Source organism: Streptacidiphilus neutrinimicus (genome assembly GCF_000787815.1).
GTDB classification, from domain to species: domain Bacteria; phylum Actinomycetota; class Actinomycetes; order Streptomycetales; family Streptomycetaceae; genus Streptacidiphilus; species Streptacidiphilus neutrinimicus.
Map to the genome: position 1 here is coordinate 43,627 of NZ_BBPO01000045.1, position 16,002 is coordinate 59,628.

The 16,002-nt window shown below is 73.1% G+C and carries 18 protein-coding genes and 1 pseudogene; 9 read left to right on the plus strand and 10 right to left on the minus strand.

Annotated features, from left to right (window positions below; genetic code table 11):
* Positions 1-748: DUF2797 domain-containing protein (locus TR48_RS25545; RefSeq protein ID WP_084729756.1), on the plus strand; the 748-nt coding region annotated here is incomplete at its 5' end.
* Between the two features lie 330 nt (positions 749-1,078).
* On the opposite strand, the gene TR48_RS25550 is transcribed toward TR48_RS25545, so the two are convergent.
* From TR48_RS25550 to TR48_RS25560, 3 genes are all read right to left on the minus strand, one after another.
* Positions 1,079-2,251, minus strand: a complete 1,173-nt coding sequence (locus TR48_RS25550; RefSeq protein ID WP_042371405.1) for a MalY/PatB family protein — start codon at positions 2,249-2,251, stop codon at positions 1,079-1,081.
* 62 nt (positions 2,252-2,313) lie between these two features.
* Positions 2,314-2,763, minus strand: coding sequence for a pyridoxamine 5'-phosphate oxidase family protein (locus TR48_RS25555; RefSeq protein WP_042371407.1), 450 nt, complete (start codon positions 2,761-2,763; stop codon positions 2,314-2,316).
* Positions 2,764-2,832: 69 nt separating this feature from the next.
* A complete protein-coding gene (locus TR48_RS25560; protein WP_063771062.1) occupies positions 2,833-3,816 on the minus strand; it encodes an alpha/beta fold hydrolase in 984 nt (327 codons plus the stop codon).
* Between the two features lie 313 nt (positions 3,817-4,129).
* Between TR48_RS25560 and TR48_RS25565 the strand changes: the two genes are divergently transcribed.
* From TR48_RS25565 to TR48_RS25575, 3 genes are all read left to right on the plus strand, one after another.
* Complete coding sequence (locus TR48_RS25565; protein ID WP_042371409.1) at positions 4,130-5,008, plus strand: trypsin-like serine peptidase; 879 nt, start codon at positions 4,130-4,132, stop codon at positions 5,006-5,008.
* 76 nt (positions 5,009-5,084) lie between these two features.
* On the plus strand, positions 5,085-6,206 hold the full coding sequence (locus TR48_RS25570; protein ID WP_042371410.1) for a lipid II:glycine glycyltransferase FemX: 1,122 nt from the start codon (positions 5,085-5,087) through the stop codon (positions 6,204-6,206).
* Positions 6,207-6,292: 86 nt separating this feature from the next.
* Positions 6,293-6,544 (plus strand): hypothetical protein, encoded by a 252-nt coding sequence (locus tag TR48_RS25575; RefSeq protein WP_152628178.1) that lies wholly within the window; start codon positions 6,293-6,295, stop codon positions 6,542-6,544.
* A gap of 141 nt (positions 6,545-6,685) precedes the next feature.
* On the opposite strand, the gene TR48_RS25580 is transcribed toward TR48_RS25575, so the two are convergent.
* The gene (locus tag TR48_RS25580) at positions 6,686-6,889 is read right to left on the minus strand and encodes a hypothetical protein (RefSeq protein WP_042371415.1); all 204 of its coding nucleotides are present in this window, start codon (positions 6,887-6,889) and stop codon (positions 6,686-6,688) included.
* Positions 6,890-7,027: 138 nt separating this feature from the next.
* Here TR48_RS25580 and TR48_RS25585 point away from each other — a divergent pair, with 138 nt between their 5' ends.
* Positions 7,028-7,462 carry an MscL family protein gene (locus TR48_RS25585; RefSeq protein ID WP_042371417.1) on the plus strand — a complete coding sequence of 145 codons (435 nt, stop codon included), beginning with the start codon at positions 7,028-7,030 and terminating at the stop codon, positions 7,460-7,462.
* 439 nt (positions 7,463-7,901) lie between these two features.
* On the opposite strand, the gene TR48_RS25590 is transcribed toward TR48_RS25585, so the two are convergent.
* On the minus strand, positions 7,902-8,306 hold the full coding sequence (locus TR48_RS25590; RefSeq protein WP_042371419.1) for a hypothetical protein: 405 nt from the start codon (positions 8,304-8,306) through the stop codon (positions 7,902-7,904).
* A gap of 135 nt (positions 8,307-8,441) precedes the next feature.
* Between TR48_RS25590 and TR48_RS25595 the strand changes: the two genes are divergently transcribed.
* Both TR48_RS25595 and TR48_RS25600 read left to right on the plus strand, forming a co-directional pair.
* Entirely contained in the window at positions 8,442-9,332 is an 891-nt protein-coding gene (locus TR48_RS25595; protein ID WP_152628179.1) for a hypothetical protein, read from the plus strand.
* Positions 9,329-10,123, plus strand: a complete 795-nt coding sequence (locus tag TR48_RS25600) for a hypothetical protein (RefSeq protein WP_042371423.1) — start codon at positions 9,329-9,331, stop codon at positions 10,121-10,123. Before TR48_RS25595 ends, TR48_RS25600 begins: the two co-directional genes overlap by 4 nt.
* A 34-nt stretch (positions 10,124-10,157) precedes the next feature.
* Here the strand turns inward: TR48_RS25600 and TR48_RS25605 are convergent, their stop codons facing one another.
* A complete protein-coding gene (locus TR48_RS25605) occupies positions 10,158-10,643 on the minus strand; it encodes a peroxiredoxin (protein WP_042371425.1) in 486 nt (161 codons plus the stop codon).
* 89 nt (positions 10,644-10,732) lie between these two features.
* On the opposite strand from TR48_RS25605, the gene TR48_RS25610 reads away from it, so the two are divergent.
* On the plus strand, positions 10,733-11,383 hold the full coding sequence (locus TR48_RS25610; RefSeq protein ID WP_042371429.1) for a carbonic anhydrase: 651 nt from the start codon (positions 10,733-10,735) through the stop codon (positions 11,381-11,383).
* Between the two features lie 410 nt (positions 11,384-11,793).
* Here the strand turns inward: TR48_RS25610 and TR48_RS25615 are convergent.
* Positions 11,794-12,132: pseudogene (locus tag TR48_RS25615) on the minus strand (DUF6204 family protein); the annotation flags it as partial.
* Positions 12,133-12,235: 103 nt separating this feature from the next.
* Entirely contained in the window at positions 12,236-12,472 is a 237-nt protein-coding gene (locus TR48_RS25620; protein ID WP_042371431.1) for a hypothetical protein, read from the minus strand.
* Between the two features lie 115 nt (positions 12,473-12,587).
* Between TR48_RS25620 and TR48_RS25625 the strand changes: the two genes are divergently transcribed.
* Entirely contained in the window at positions 12,588-13,124 is a 537-nt protein-coding gene (locus TR48_RS25625) for an NUDIX hydrolase family protein (protein ID WP_042371433.1), read from the plus strand.
* A 17-nt stretch (positions 13,125-13,141) separates the two neighbouring features.
* On the opposite strand, the gene TR48_RS25630 is transcribed toward TR48_RS25625, so the two are convergent.
* Together TR48_RS25630 and TR48_RS25635 are read right to left on the minus strand one after the other, a co-directional pair.
* Entirely contained in the window at positions 13,142-14,155 is a 1,014-nt protein-coding gene (locus TR48_RS25630) for an MASE1 domain-containing protein (protein ID WP_042371435.1), read from the minus strand.
* Between the two features lie 162 nt (positions 14,156-14,317).
* The gene (locus TR48_RS25635) at positions 14,318-15,133 is read right to left on the minus strand and encodes a PP2C family protein-serine/threonine phosphatase (protein WP_042371437.1); all 816 of its coding nucleotides are present in this window, start codon (positions 15,131-15,133) and stop codon (positions 14,318-14,320) included.
* Positions 15,134-16,002 lie beyond the last annotated feature (869 nt).

The window sequence follows — 16,002 nt, forward strand, 5'->3', positions numbered from 1 at the left end:
GTGGCGGGCGGGACGCCGGATCGCCTGCCCGACGGCGCGGACGCTGGAGCCGGGCTCGCGCAGTTCCCGGTGCGGCGAGTGCGCGCGGCTGGACCGGCAGAACTCGGTGGCCGCCGACACGCTGCTGGACGACCCGCGCCCGTACGCGGTCTATCTGGCGCACCACGGCTCAGCGGGGATCAAGGTGGGCATCACGGCAGCCGAACGCGGTCTCACGCGGCTGCTCGAACAGGGCGCGCTGGCCTCGGTGTTCCTCTCCGAGGGCACGCTCCCGTCCGCGCGCCGCGTCGAGCACCTGCTCGGTGTGGCCCTCGGGCTGCCGGACCGTGTCTCCACCGTCCGCAAGCGCGTCGCCCGCGCGGCGCCCGGCACCCCCGCCGACCGCGCGGCGACGCTGCTCGCCGAGCTGTCCCGCACGCGCGAACTGGGCTGGCCCGAGGGCCAGTCCCGCCGCGAGGACGCCGAGGTCGTCGACCACTGTGCGCGCTACGGCCTCCCGGACGCGGGCCTGCACCCGGACGCCGCCGTCGAACCGCTGCGGCCGGGCGAGGTCGTCACGGGCCGCGTCGCCTGCCGGATCGCGTCGGACCTCTACCTCGCCGTCCCCTCGGCCGGCCTGGTGCTGCTGGACACCCGCCTCCTGGCAGGCTGGTCGGTCTCCCGCGCGGACACCCCGGCGTCCCTCACCGCCCGCCTCGCGGCGCTCCCGCGCCCGACGGAAACCCAGGAGCAACGGGGGCTGTTCTGACCGACTCCCCGAACATGCGAAGGCCGGCAACTCATCCTGCCTGAGGTGAGCCCGAAGTGACATGCCATCGACTCCACCCGGGAACCGCGTGTAAGCCTTGACCGGAGCCGATTGCTCCGCCAAGATCACCGCCGATGGCCCTGCCTGGTCCCCCCGTCCGGCAGGGCCATCACCGCGCCCCCGCGCCCCGGGCCGACGTGCTGCCGTGCTGCCGTGCTGTCGGCTCCAGGGAGGGACCGGCCTGTGGGAGCGCCGCCGGGGCATCCGGATCCGTCCGCCGGACACGGTCGGCAATGACCGTCCGCGCCGGCCGGGCCCGGACGGGCGACGTCAGAGCGCCGTGGCCATCCTCCGGACCGCCTCGGTGATCAGTTGCGGGCTCGTCGCCAGGTTGAGGCGGGCGTGGCCCGCGCCGCCCGTGCCGAAGGGGAGGCCTCCGGTCAGGGCCACGCGGCCGCGTTCGAGGAAGACCGCCGCCGGGTCGTCGCCCAGGCCGGCGTCGCGGCAGTCGAGCCAGGCCAGGTACGTGCCCGCGCCCGGTCGCTGGTGCAGGGCGGGGAGGTGCTCCGCCAGCAGGCGCGTGAACAGGGCGCGGTTGTCCGCCAGCGCGGCCAGCAGGCCGTCGAGCCAGGCCGCGCCGTCCCGGAGGGCCGCCGTGTGGGCGATCACGCCGAAGTGGCTGACGCCCTCGGCCACCTCGGGCGGGATGCGGGCGAGGTCCCTGCCGGCAGCCTCGCCCGCGAGGGCGACGGCGGCGGGGAGGCCGGCGAGGTTCCATGCCTTGGACGCCGACATGAGCGAGAAGCCGCGCTCGGCTCCGCGCACGCTCAGGTACGGGACGAAGGCGGCACCGCCGTGCACCAGCGGCGCATGGATCTCGTCGGCCACGACGCGGACTCCGAAGGTCTCCGCGAGGTCCGCGACCGCCTCGAGCTCGTCGCGGCGGTGGACCGTCCCGGTCGGGTTGTGCGGGCTGCACAGCAGGTAGGCGGCACGGCGGCCGCCCGCCGTCGCGCCGCGGAAGGCCTGCGTCAGCGCGGCGACGTCGATCCTGCCGTCCGGGCCGAGCGGGGCCTCCACCACGGTGCGGCCGCTGTTCCTGACGAAGGCGTAGAAAGGCGGATAGACGGGGCAGTTGACGACCACCCGATCACCCGGCACGGTGACGAGCCCCAGCACCTCCACGACGCCGCGCATCACGTCCGGCACGTGCACGGCGCGCTCCGCCGTCACGCCGTCCCAGCCCCAGCGGGCCCGGGCGAAGCCGGCGAGCGCCTCGACATAGCCTCCGCCCGCCGGGTAGCCGGTGTCGCCGAGGGCGACGGCCTCCCCCAGGGCCCGCGCGACCGGGGGCGCGAGCACGCAGTCCATCTCGGCGACCCAGACCGGCAGCACGTCGGACGGATAGGCCCGCCACTTCACACTCGTACGGCGACGCAGCAGCTCTGGCTGCTCCCAACGGAAACCCCCGGCCCTCGACGGGCCCGGCGACACCTCGTCCATGAGCACCACGGTAGACAACGTAAGCCACGAAGCGGCTCGCCGCGCCCTCCGGGCACCACCTGTCAGCCGAGCCAGACGCCGTCCCTCATCACGTCGCGCCCGCGCAGCTCGTTGGCCTCCCGCCAGGCCTGGATCCGCCGCGGGGTGACGCGGAACCACGCGTACTCCTCGGACTGCTCGCGCGGATCCCAGTCGGTGTGAGCAGCGTACGCGTCCGCGACCGCGTCGACCTCGGCCGTGGGGATGCGCTCAGCCGTGCCCTCCACCGTCACGACGTCGCGCGTGGGCCCGAACGCCAGACGGACCCTGCCGCTGTCGGCGATGTTCCGCGCCGTCACCGAGCGTGGCAGGGTGCTGATGACGAAGGCCTTGCCGTCCCAGTCGAACGAGAGCGGCACCAGCGCGGGGCCGTCCGCGCCCGCCGTGGCGACCCAGGTGTCCATGTCGGCGGCGAACCGGGCACGCGTGTCCGCGATCCGCTGCTCCAGCGGGCGGGGCGGGGGGAGCATCATCGGCTGACTCCGTTCACTGCGCGCCTTCGCGCGCGTCTCGAGAGCGTCCTGGTGCGGTTTCCGGCCAATCTAGTGGCCTCCGACATCCGACGGCCGGTCATCCCGCCGCGCGGACAGAGCCTCCGCCCCCGCCTCCGCCTGGACCTGCGCCTGCGCCTGCGCCTGCGCCTGCGCCTGCGCCTGCCACGGCGACTCGAACGAGTCGAGGAACTCCAGCAGCAGCCGGTTGAACTCCTCCGGCCGCTCCAGGGGCGGAACGTGGCCGGTCGCGGGCATCTCGACGCACAGCGCGCCGGGGATGTCCGCGGCCAGCTGCTCGGAGACGGCGACAATCTCCGGCACGTCCTCGGCGCCGTAGACGACGAACGTCGGCACGGTCACCTCCGCAAGGCGCTTGGCCGCGCCCGGCTCCAGGTCCTGCGGGCTCCCGGCGCGAGCCGCGCCCGCCCAGGCGCGCTCGGCGGTCCGCCGGTACATCCCCACGGCCTGCGCCCAGATGTCCGGTTCGATGTCCTGCCTGGTCCGGGCCGGTCCGGCGAGCAGCAGCTCGACGACGGAGTCCACGTAGAGGGCGAGGTCGGCGGGGTCGACGGGCCCGGCGTCGCCTCCGTAGTAGGCCCGCAGCCGCTCGGCCCCCACCCGCGCGTGGACGCGCTCGCGATACAGGCGGCCGAAGCTCTCCGGAAAGGTGTGGCCCGAGAGCCCCGAGCCGACCAGGACCAGGCCCGCGACGCGTTCGGGCGCCGTCAGCGCGGCGTCGAGCGAGAGCTTGCCGCCGTCCGAACTGCCCACCAGCACCGCGTCTTCGACGCCGATGTGGTCGAGCAGCGCGAGCAGTTGCTCGTGCCGGGCGTGATCGGCCACGACGTCGCCGGAGTCGCCGCAGGCGAGCCAGTCGTAGCTGATCACCCGGAACCGGTCCCGCAGCACCGGGAGCTGACGCCCCCACATACGCCGGTCGGTGGTTCCCCCGTGGATCAGGACGACGGCCTGCCCGTCGAACCCGTCGTCGTCGTAGGCGATCTGTGCACCGTCGATCTCGACCTTCTCCATCCCGCCATCGTAGGCAGATCCGCCGCCGAAGCCCCCGCGCCCCGGCGGCGAAAAACCCGAAGCCGGATTGTGTGATCGTCGAATGCGGTCTCCTCAGTTCAGCACCCCCTGGGGCGAGCTGTTCCGCTACGCGCTCGACCGCCGCCCCCACCCCGGACGAGGCCGAGCCGCCGGCGTGCTGCCGGACGCTGACCGCGCACCGGGCGTTGATGGCCGTGCCGGTGGAACAGCGGTCCTGACGCGCCTTCTTGACACTCTTTCATGGACACGACAACTTGGTGTGGTCCCCGACCACCACCCCGAGAGGTGTCCCGTGAACCGACAGCTGCTCAGCGCCACCACCGCCCTGCTGCTCGCCGCCGCGGGCGCGCTCGCCACGAGCGCGCCCGCGCAGGCGGCCACCCATCCGGCCACCCACGCGGACACCCACGCCGTCGTCCGCCCCGGAGCCCGCCCGCACGCCGCCGTGACGTTCGCCGGGACGGTGGCGCTCGACGACTGCAGCGGCTCCCTGATCAGCTTCGCCGGCTCCTCGCCGAGCGACCCGGCGCTGGTCCTCACCAACGGCCACTGCCTGGAGACCGGGATGCCCGACCCCGGCCAGGTGATCGTCAACCAGGCCTCCAGCCGCAGCTTCACGCTGCTCAACGCCTCCGGCAAGGGCGTGGCCCGCCTGCGGGCGACCAAGGTCGACTACGCGACCATGACCAACACCGACGTGACCATCTACCAGCTGAGCAAGACCTACGCCGCCATCGAGAGCGCGTACGGCGTCAGCCCGCTGGTGGTGTCCTCCACCCACCCGACCGCCGGGTCCTCGATCGAGGTGGTCTCCGGCTACTGGAAGACCACGTACTCGTGCGCGATCGACGGATTCGTCAACCAGCTGCACGAGGCCAGCTGGGTCTGGCTGGACTCCGTGCGCTACACCTCCACCTGCAACACCATCGGCGGCACCTCGGGCTCCCCCGTGATCGACACCTCCACCGGACAACTGGTCGCGGTCAACAACACCGGCAACGAGGACGGCCAGCGCTGCACTCTCGACAACCCCTGCGAGGTGGACGCGAACGGCAACGTCACGATCCACGAGGGCACCAACTACGCCGAGGAGACCTACTACATCCCCGCCTGCTTCGGGCCGGGCAACGCCCTCGACCTCACCCGCCCGGGCTGCGGCCTCCCGCACTGACCCACTGCGGCATCCACTCCTTGATCGCGTACGCGGGTAGGCTGAGGCGCGATCAAGGAGCCAAGGAGCGCCGCGTATGAGCTACCGCGTCACGGACATCTCCCGCGAGGATCACCTGGACTTCGTCCGCAGCCGCCCGTCGGTCAGTCACATGCAGGTCCCCGCCTGGGGCGACGTGAAGCCGGACTGGCGTGCGGGGAGCCTGGGCTGGTTCGACGGTGAGGGCCGGCTGGCAGGCGTGGGATTGGTCCTGCTGCGGCCCCTGCCCAAGCTGAAGCGCTACCTGGCCTACCTCCCCGAGGGGCCGGTCATCGACTGGTCCGCGCCGGATCTCGACGCGTGGCTGCGGCCGATGCTCTCCCACCTCAAGGACCAAGGGGCGTTCTCGGTGAAGATGGGGCCGCCCGTCGTCGCACGTCGCTGGAGCGCGGACGCGGTCAAGGCGGCGATCGCCGATCCCCAGGCACGCCGCCTGCGCGACGTCGAGGCCGACGAGCACGAGCCCGGCGCCTTCGACATCGCGGACCGGCTGCGCACGATGGGCTGGCAGCAGACCGAGCCCGGCGACGAGGAGGGCTTCGCCGCGGGGCAGCCCCGCTACGTCTTCCAGGTCCCCTTCGCGGGTCGGTCGCTGGAGGAGGTCTCGCAGAACCTGAACCAGCAGTGGCGACGCAACATCAAGAAGGCGGAGAAGGCCGGGGTCAAGGTCGTCCAGGGCGGTGTCGAGGATTTGCCCGCCTTCTACGACCTGTACACCGAGACCGCGCGACGCGACCGTTTCATCCCGCGTCCCCTGGCGTACTTCGAGCGCATGTGGACCGTCCTGCGGGCGGAGGACCCCGACCGCATGCGCCTCTACCTCGCCCATCACGACGGCGAGGTGCTCGCCGCCGCGACGATGCTGACCGTCGGCGACCACGTCTGGTACTCCTACGGAGCCTCCACCAGCCGCAAGCGCGAGGTCCAGCCCAACAACGCGATCCAGTGGCGCATGATGTCCGACGCCCACGCCCTCGGCGCCCGCGTCTACGACCTCCGCGGCATCACCGACACCCTCGCCGAGGACAACCACCTCCTCGGCCTCCTCCGCTTCAAGGCCGGCACCGGCGGCCAGGCGATCGAGTACCTGGGGGAGTGGGACTACCCGCTCAACAAGGTCCTCCACCGCGCCCTGAACCTCTACATGGCCCGCCGCTGAACCGCGGGCTGGGCCGACTGACCGCCGGTTAACCCGAGCGCCCCGGCCGACGCGCACGCGGGTGCCGCCGCACCTACCGTCGAAGCATGAGCGTCCGGATCACAGTCATGCCCGCAGCGATCCCGCATCACCTGCGCAACCAGGAGGTCACCCGGCAGATCAACTACAACGACGGGGAGGACGCGGAGTACGTCTTCGAGATCCTGGTCAGCGGGGCCCTGGTCGTCTGGAAGGGCAGGCCGGGGTCCGATGTGGGCGGCGAGGTGGAGGGCGTCTTCGGCCCGACCGCGTGGGAGACCGTCCAGGGCGTCCCGAAGCGGGACACCCTCGCGCCCTGACCGCGCCCGCGCGGTGGCTCACACCACCGTCCAGTCCGCGGCCCCCTACCGGCCGAGCCGGCGGGCGGGACGGGCCACGACCTTGCCGAAGCGGAGGGAGCCCTCGACGGTCGGGTTGCCAAGCGCCCGCGCCGCAGCCGCTCACCGGTAAACGGGGACGGTGGCGCGGGGGCCCATCACGTGCGGCGGCCGACCGGCGAAGTGGACGATCCGGCCTCCGTCGCAGCGGTAGCGCAGATCCGTGATCTGCCAGGCCCTGCCGTCCAACTCGACCCAGTCCCCCAGGCGCAGGCTCAGGGCCGTGGAGGGGACGGGGGGACCTACGGGGAGATGCGATGCAGCCATGTCTTCTTCATCGGACCGAATGCGCTCCACCACAAGAGAGAGCGAGGGTGATCCCTGGTCACGGCCCCCTGGGCGCCCGCTGCTCCGTCCGAGTTAAACGAAGTGAACTCTTCCGATTTTCTGGGAAGGACCCGGGGCATGCTGCGAGGATTCAAGAACTTCCTGATGCGGGGCGACGTGGTCGTGGTCGCCATCGGCCTGATCGTGGCCCTGGCGTTCAGCACGCTCATCAAGGCGTTCACCGATTTCGTGATCAACCCGATCATCACCCGGATCCAGGGCAAGAACTCGGTCGGGCTCGGCTGGCAGCTCGGCAAGCCTGGCAACGTCGCGACCTACGTGAACATGGGCGCGTTCATCTCCGCGATCGTGTACTTCGTGGTCTTCATGGCGGTCGTCTACTTCATGATCGTCATCCCCTACAAGCACGTCCAGGCCCGCCGGGGCGTCACCGTCTTCGGCGACCCGACGCCGGCCAAGACCTGCCCGTCCTGCCTGTCGGAGGACATCCCGGCCGCCGCGTCCAAGTGCCGCTACTGCGGCTCGGAACAGCCGCCCTTGGCCCGGGTCTGACGCAGCGTCACCGCGACGGCGGGCGCGTGCGGCTACGCCACGCCGAGCGCGGTCATCGAGGCGTTCCGGGCGGCACGACGCCGTCCCAGCACCGCATCCCCTCGGCACAGTGATCGGCACGCGGTTCCACGAACCGCTCTTCACCTGCACGACTTCTCCTCAGAAGCCTCACCTTTACGAGCTGTCACCACCTGCCGTCGTGCTCCTAGGCTCGCCAGGAACCGAACAACGGCATCATTCGCTCGGAAGACGGCATGAAGTTCTGCCCCACCTGTCGCCGCCACCTCAACGGCGCTTACTCCTGCCCGGGTTGCGGGGCCGCCGCTGCTGACCTGCCCTTCGACCAGGCGGGGCCGGAGCCGGACGACGCCGCGCGGACGGTGGCCTACCGGCAGCCCGGAGACCGCCGGTCCAGCGGGCGGTCGGCGCAGCGCGGGCGTCAGCGCGCGCGGGCCGCACGGCGGCGGCGCGCGATGCTGCTCGGAGGCGTCGGCGCGCTGGTGATCGCGGCGACGGGCTTCGCGGTGGCGGGCGGCGGCTCGGGACCGAACAGCACCACCCCCACGGACACCGGCGCGACGTCCGGCGCCTCGACGACCGCGCCGGACCAGACCGCCCCCGTCGACGCGCCCAGCTCGACCGCCACCTCGGGACACCACCGCACGCCGCACCACCCGAGCGCCTCGGCGTCGGCGTCGAACACCTCCACGTCGGCCTCCGCACAGCCCAGCGCCTCGCCGTCGGCGAACCCCGCCCCCTCCGACACCGCCCCGGCCGGCACGGCGGGCGGCAGCGGGGGCACCACCCCGCCGCCCCCGAGACCGAGACCGTCGCCGACCAACACCTGCCACCAGTTCCTCTTCTGGTGCGGCTGAATCCCTGCCGTGACCGAGCACCCGCACCGGGTGACGTGCGGGCAGGCGACCTATCGGCGTAACGGTCCGGGCACGGCGCGATCGCCGATGTTGTACTGGGTGGCATGGCGGGTGGACAGGGGCGTCGTCGCAAGCGCCGGGCCGCAAGGGCGGAACAGGCGCGCCAGGCCGAGCGGGTGCGCACCCGCACGCGCCTGCTCATCGACCTGACCGCGCGCAACGCCGCCTACCGCAAAGGCCTGCTCGCCGCCGCCTCCGGGCTCAGCCCGCAGGAGGCCACGATCATGGCCGACCTGGAACGCCACGGGCTCCAGGTGCCGCAGCTGCACGACGTGCTGTGCGGCGGTCACGTCCTGGTGGACGACCCGGAGCTGTACGAGCAGTGGAGCTTTCCCGAAGTCAGCCACCAGCGGCTGTCCAGCCACCACCGGGACATCGACAAGGCCCGCTACCCCGACCTCGGCATGCGCGGCCCCGTAGTGCGCGAGAAGCTGCACGGCCGCACCGCCACCGGCACCTGGCTGCAGCTGGAGAAGACCCCGGCCGCGTTCGGCAAGCGCAAGCTGCCGAGCCTGAACGACCTGCGCCACCTGATGGACTACGTCGTCTACCGGATCACCCGCAGCAACGTCGGCCCCTGGGGCCTCTCGCGGGTGACCGAGCGTCGCCCGCTCTACCTCTCCCCCGCTCTGGCCCTCCCTACGGGGGTCGGCCCCGACGTCTCCCGGACCCTCGCCGCCACCCTGCGGGGCATCGAGACCGACGACGACCTCACCTCCACCTCCGCGGACCTGGCCGCGCACTTCCCGCCGCCGGAACGCGGCGACCCCACCGACGAGCTCGGCCGGGCGCTGTCGGGCCGCGCCGGGCGCGGGCTGTTCGGCAGTTCTCAGGTGTGGGTGAGCGAGGCCCCGCTGCCGCCCGCCGCCCGGGTGCTGTTCGCCCCCGGCCCGCTGCCGCGGCCGGGGACCCGATGGATCGATGGGGAAGCATGAGCGACGCCGAGCAGACGCCCGGGACTTCCGACGGCGCCGACGCCCCCGACTCCGCCGCCGACGCCCCCGGGGCGGTCTCGGTGCCGGACGGCATGGTGACGGCGGTGGTGGACCTGGTGGAGACCGGCGCGGTCCCGCTCGGCGCCTACACCGTCGCGGAACTGACGGTGGTCGACGCCGTCGTCGACTTCCTGGAGACGCGCCCCTCCGACGAGGTGCTCGCGGAGGCGGTGCGCTCGCTCGCCGCGCGGCAACTGCTGGTCGCCGGGGAGGGGCAGGACCAGATCCAGGTGCGCGGCGACCTCGGCATCGCGTTGGCCTTCCAGCGCCGCGCCCGCAGTGTGCTGGACGCCCGGAGCACCGGTACGGCGCCCGGCGAGGCCTGGCGGATGCTCGTGCTCCCGCAGCCCGAGAAGATCTGCCTGGTCGTGCGGATCGACGCCCTGGGCGTGCACGAGGTCTCCCTGCACACCCTCGACGACACGCTGCGCCTGGTCGCCGACTGGCTCCCGCACGGCCCGTGGTCTGAGCAGCTGGCCGGGGCGGACCCGGACCAGGTTCTCGCTGCGGCCGAACGCTCCGCGCTGCTGACCGCGATCACCTACGCCGCCGTGGGCTCGGCCGAGACCGCGGAGTCCACCACCGACCTCGTCCTGGCCCAGCGCGAGGGCAGGCTGTACGCGTTCGTCCGGGACCCGGCCGACCCGTCCCGTCTGACCCCCAAGGACGGCCGGAACCGAGGCGTGCGCGACACCGTGGCCGCACTGCTGGGCCGGCCGAAGCCGGCCTGAGCGGCGGCGAGCTCCGGCGGTACTGCGCCGGGCGTCAGCGGGCGGGGCGCAGCAGCGCCAGCTGCTCGGTCAGCGTCTCCACATCACGGAAGGTCAGACCCAGCGCAGCCACGTGCTTCCAGCGCAGCACGCCCTCCGCGTCCAGGACGAACACCGAGCGGCGCACCATCGCGCCCAGGGTGATTCCGTACGCCTCGGCGGCGGTGCGCCCGGTGTCGGCCAGCAGCGGCATCCGCAGGCCGTGCTTGCGGGCGAACGCCTCGTGGCTGGCGAGGTCCTGGGTGCTGATGCCCCAGACCGTGGCGCCCAGGTCCGTGAACTGCTCCAGGCCGGAGGAGTACGAGCAGAGCTGCTTGGTGCAGACGGGGGTGTCGTCGCCCGGGTAGAAGGCGAGGACGACCGGTCCCCCGCGCTGCTCCGACAGGGTCAGCTCGCTGCGGACCGCCTCACCGTCCACCAACTGGACGGCGGGAAGCGTGAAATCGGGCGCCAACGCGCCCACTGCGGGACTCTTCGCCATGCGCACAGCGAACCATACCGGCCGGTAAACGGTAAGGGCGGGGCCGACCCCGCGCAGTGGGTGTCGACGCAAGGCCTTAGGCTGCGGGTATGACGGATTCGATCACGAACGCGCCGACGCCCGAAGAATCCCTGCGGACCCTGCTGGACGGTAACCGGCGGTTCGTCGGCGGATCGCCCGAGCACCCCAACCAGGACGCCGCGCGCCGCGCCGCGACCGTCCCGACCCAGCGCCCCTTCGCCGTCCTGTTCGGCTGCTCCGACTCCCGCCTCGCGGCCGAGATCATCTTCGACCGCGGCCTGGGCGACCTGTTCGTCGTCCGCACCGCCGGGCACGTCTTCGGCCCCGAGGTGCTGGGCAGCATCGAGTACGGCGTCGGCATCCTGGACTGCCCGCTCGTCGTGGTCCTCGGCCACGACCAGTGCGGCGCGGTCGCCGCGACGTGCGAGGCCCTCGACGGCGCGGCCCCCGCGCCGGGCTACGTCCGCGACGTGATCGAGCGCGTCACCCCGAGCGTGCTGGCCGCCCACGCGGCCGGGATCGATTCGCGCGACGCGATCGTGGAGGAGCACACAAGGCAGACGGTGGATCTGCTGCTCGACCGCTCCCGCCTCCTCGCGGACGCCGTCGACGCCGGCCGCACTGCCGTCGTCGGCCTCTCCTACCGCCTCGCCGACGGCACCGCCCGCCTCGTCTCCGCCCGCGGCCTCAGCGACGCCGTCGCCCCCGCCCAGGCCTGACCACCCCTGGCGCCCCCGCGCGGGCCCGCCGTACCCGACGACGCTGCGGGGCCCCGTCCCTCCCGGAGCGGGGCCGCCGGCGTCGTCGGGTACGTCGCGAAGAGCATCAGCCCCAACCGAGACCTGCTACGCAGACGCGGCGTGGCGCTCAGGGCCGAGCTCCTCGATCCAGGCCCCAGTTGCCCTCGGCGACGCAGACAGATACCCGCACGTCGAACTCGCCCAGGCACGTCGATCTGTTGGCCGCCACCGCAGTGTCGCCGCTCCCTGATAGCTGTCCATCATCCAGATATCGCGGCCGGGAGGGTGCGCGAGAACGGGTGGGGCGCCGGACAGCCGCAAGATCGTGTGACGAGCTCCGAGCAGGGTTTCCTCGCGAGCCGCCGGGTCCGGTGGGGGTAGCCTTTCTGGGCGCGGCGTTGGCGCTTGGCCAGGGGGGCCTGGCTGAGGTCTTGGGCCTGGGTGCGGAGGTTGCGGAAGCCGTAGCCGCGCGAGGTGAGCCAGGAGGTCGTGGACTCCTCCGCGCGCAGTTCCGCGAGGAGGATGTCCTCCTCGGCCTCGCCGGAGTCGAGGTAGCGGAAGGTGAAGGCCGTCCGCGTCGCGAGGTCGTAGCTGAGGTGGCCCTCAGCGGTGAACGCGGCATGGAGGACGTCGTGCTCGGCCGCCTGCGCGAGCAGCTCGGCGCGCTGTTCGGCGGTGAGGCCGCCGAAGACGCCGCGGACGGTGACGCGGAAGGTGCGAGTGCTCACGCCCGCACCCTAACCACCGCCCCGACGCCGACTCCACCGGGTTTCCGCCGGCTCCGGCGCTCGGCCTGAGCGCGCCGCGTCCGGGCGGCCTCAACGAGCCGCGTCAGCGCGGCCACTCCCCGGGATGGTCCGCCCAGAAGATCTGCGCGGGGTCGTGCAGATCGGCCTCGGGCCGCTCGTGGTGGACCAGGCGCTTGAGCTCGTGGGCGTCGCGGCACGGCTCCGGCGGAGTGACCGTGCCGTCCGCGCGCATGACCCGGACGATCCGCTCCCCCTCGCCCGGCGTCAGCGCCGCGACGTGGACGGGGCAGTCCTGATTGGGCCACGAGGTCGTGTCCATGCTCCGAGCATCGCTCCCGGCCCCGAGGTGCGCACGCCGAACGGGGCGAGGCGCGAACTCCCCGGCCAGGCTCGGCATCCCCCGGGAGGCACTCCCGGAACAGTACGATCACCCAATGGCTGACTTCACCCAGACCACGCCCGGTTGGCTCGAAGCCGACGAACTGTCGGCGGCCCGCGCCCAGTTGCCCGTCCTCTACGTCAACGCGGTGCCGGTGCGCGTCGACGAGGGCGGCGAAGTCACCCACGTGGGCCTGCTTCTGGGCATCGACTCGGACGGCACGGTGACGCGGACCCTGGTCTCCGGCCGGGTGCAGTACCACGAGCGGGTCCGCGACGCGCTGCTGCGGCACCTGGAGAAGGACCTCGGTCCGGTCGCGTTGCCGCGCATCCCGGCCTCGCTCCAGCCGTTCACCGTGGCCGAGTTCTTCCCGACCCCCGGCATCACTCCCTACCACGACCCGCGCCAGCACGCCGTCGCCCTCGCCTACATCGTCCCGGTCGCCGGCGACTGCAGACCGCGCCAGGACGCGCTGGACCTGGTCTGGTTCAGCCCCGAGGAGGCCATCTCGGAGCTGGTCCAGCAGGACATGCCCGGCGGTCAGGGCGTCCTCCTCAAGCAGGCCCTCGCCCACGCGGGCTGCTTGATCTAGGAGCCGCGCGACCGGCTCTACCGACCGTCCTTCCCGTAGTCCTCCCTCGCCCCCGGCCAACGGTCCGCGACCTCGTCGGGGGCGAGGCGGGCGACGACCTCGGCCAGCCCCACGCAGGCCTCCGCGATCATCCGGTTGGTGTTGTCACGCTCGGTGATCACTGCCGCCAGCAGCAGAGCGGTCAGCGCGGCCGACCCGTTGAGCGCCTGCAGCATGAACATCTGCGCGGCCACGCTGTGACCGACGAACGGTCCCGCCGGCTGGATCGCCCCGACCACCGCGAGCACGGAGATCAACAGTACGCACGGCGCCGCACCGGGCATCTGGAACCGGATCGCTGCCCAGATCACCAGCGGGAAGACCAGGAACAGCAGCGACAGACGACTGTGCGTGACCAGCAGCATCACCGCCGCGGTCCCGCCCAGCAGGACGAACAGCTCGGCCCAGCGCATCGTCGGCGCGTCCTTGGGCGGCTGCGCGTAGCGGCCCGCCAGCAGCAGCGGCGCGACCACGAGCACGCCCATGGCGTCGCCCGTCCACCACGCCGAGAACGCCGCCCAGTACCCGTGGCCGGAGAGCGCCCCCTGGGCCATCAGGATCAGCGTCGAGGCGCTGGAGCTGACCAGCGTGGCCGCCAAGGCGACGAAGACCAGCGCGAGGCCGTCCCGCAGCCGGTCCAGCTGCGGCCGGAACCGCACGGCCCGCAGGAACAGCCAGGCGAGCACCGGCGCGACGGTGGCCCCCGCGACGATGCCGAGCCCCGCCCAGGTGGGGTTCCAGTGCGAGATCGAGAGCACCACCAGCCACTGCCCGAGCGCGATCCCCGGCCACATCCGCAGCCCCAGCAGCAGCAACGCCGCGAGGGCGACCCCCGACGGCGGCCACAGCGGGGTGACCCGCACGCCCTCGACGACGACCTGTGCCAGCAGTCCCAGCCGTCCGCTCCCGTAGTAGACACCGGCCACGACCAGCATCCACAGGACCGCGGCGCCCCACGCCTGCGGCGCCCCGGCGCGCACCTCGTCTGACATGCCCCTACTTTCCCGGCGCGGCGCTCACCCGCGTGGTCGTGACACGCCCGTAGGCGCGATCATCACACGAGAGCGGAACGTCGCACTATCCCCGCGACAGACCCGGCAGTCGCCTCCCCCGGGCCGCACGCCCCGCCGGTGCCCCTGCGCTCGGGCGCGAGGTCAGCGGTCGTGACGCAGGACCAGGACGGCGGCGTCGTCCTGGTGGCCGGTGAGCTCCGCGACGTGGATGAGGTCCGCGGCCAGGCTGGCCGGTTCGCCGTCGGCGGCGTCGCGTATCAGGGCCGCGATGTGGTCCAGCCCCTCGTCGATCGAGAAGGACGGCCCCTCGACGACGCCGTCGGTGACCAGCACGAACGCCCCGGTGCCGGTGAGGTGCCGATACGAGACGGGGTAGGGCTCGCCCGCCTGGATCCCGAGCGGCAGGCCGCCGGCCTCGCCGTCGACGCCGTGGGTGCCGTCGGACACGGCCCACACCGCCGGGACGTGGCCCGCGCGGGCCATGGCGAGCTCGCCGCTGGCCGGGTCGTAGCGCAGGAAGCTGCAGGTGGCGAAGAGGTCGGGCTCCATGTCGACCAGCAGGTCGTTCGCCCGCCCGAGGACCTCGCCCGGATCCGGGGTGACGGTCGCGAGCGCGCGCAGCGCGATGCGGACCTGGCCCATGAACGCCGCGGCCTCGACGTCATGGCCCTGCACGTCGCCCACGGAGAAGCCGAGCACGCCACCGGGCAGGACGAAGCCGTCGTACCAGTCGCCTCCGATGTCCAGGCCGTGCCGGGCGGGCGCGTAGCGCGCGGCCGCGCGCAGCCCCTCGGCCTGCGGCAGCGCCGACGGCAACAGGTCACGCTGGAGCGCGGTCGCGAGCTCCACGCGGGCCTTCTGCGACTCCACTCGCTCCAGTGCCTGCGCGGTCAGGCGCCCGAGCGTGCTCAGCAGCTCGTCCGAGCTCGCGGACGCCGGGGGGCGGCGTCGGACCATGGACCGCTCCGTTCGACGTCGGGACCGGGGCCTTCTCGGCATGCCTGTGGGGCGCGCGCTGCATCCTATTGTCCTCTGATCGGGGATTTCCAGGACGACCCGGCCGGATTCCCGCCCCTCGACACCACACCCGTCGCCCTGGTCCCCACCGGACCGCGTTGGCCTCCCCTGGCGACGAAGGCCGTACGCACGCGCCCTCGCGCGACCGCTGCCGGGACTCCCGGCCTCGGCGCACGGCAGGCAGCCAAGCTGCCACAACCGGCCGTCGTAGGCCCCGGCGCCCGGCGAGGACGGCCGCAGACCGCCGCCCAACTCGGCCTCGACCCAGCGGGCCGCCGACAGAGCCAGGACGGGGGCGCGGCCGACCGGGCCGGTTCAGCCGAGGCCATCCTGCCCGCGCCCACCAGCGGGGCCCGCTCGCCGAGGCCGCTCCCGCAGGCTCGCCCGCCGAGGCTGATCCTGCCGGGCTCGCAGGTCGGGAACCCAGTCCCCGGGCCGGGCCAGCCGGGGCCAGGCCCTCCGGCACCTCGTCGCGGTCGCGCCGCGTACCTCCCACGAGGTCCCACGAGGTCCCGCGGAGGGCCGGCCGGACGCGACCGCCGAGCAGACCCCGCCCCCCGAAGGGGTGACGCCTCCTTGTCATGGTCGGATCGTTCGTGTCGCAATGGTGATCCTCAACTCGCCCGATCGGAGGCCTGGATGAGTACACGTCGAGTCAGGCGCACCAGCACCCGTCTCGCACCGCCCCTGCTGCTCGCCGCCGCGCTGAGCGCATTCTCGCTCGCGCCCGCGGCCGGAGCGGCTCCCGTCGTCCGGAGTGCGGCGTCCGCCGCTTTATCCGCCGCAGCCCCGCCCCCGCCCCCGCCGAC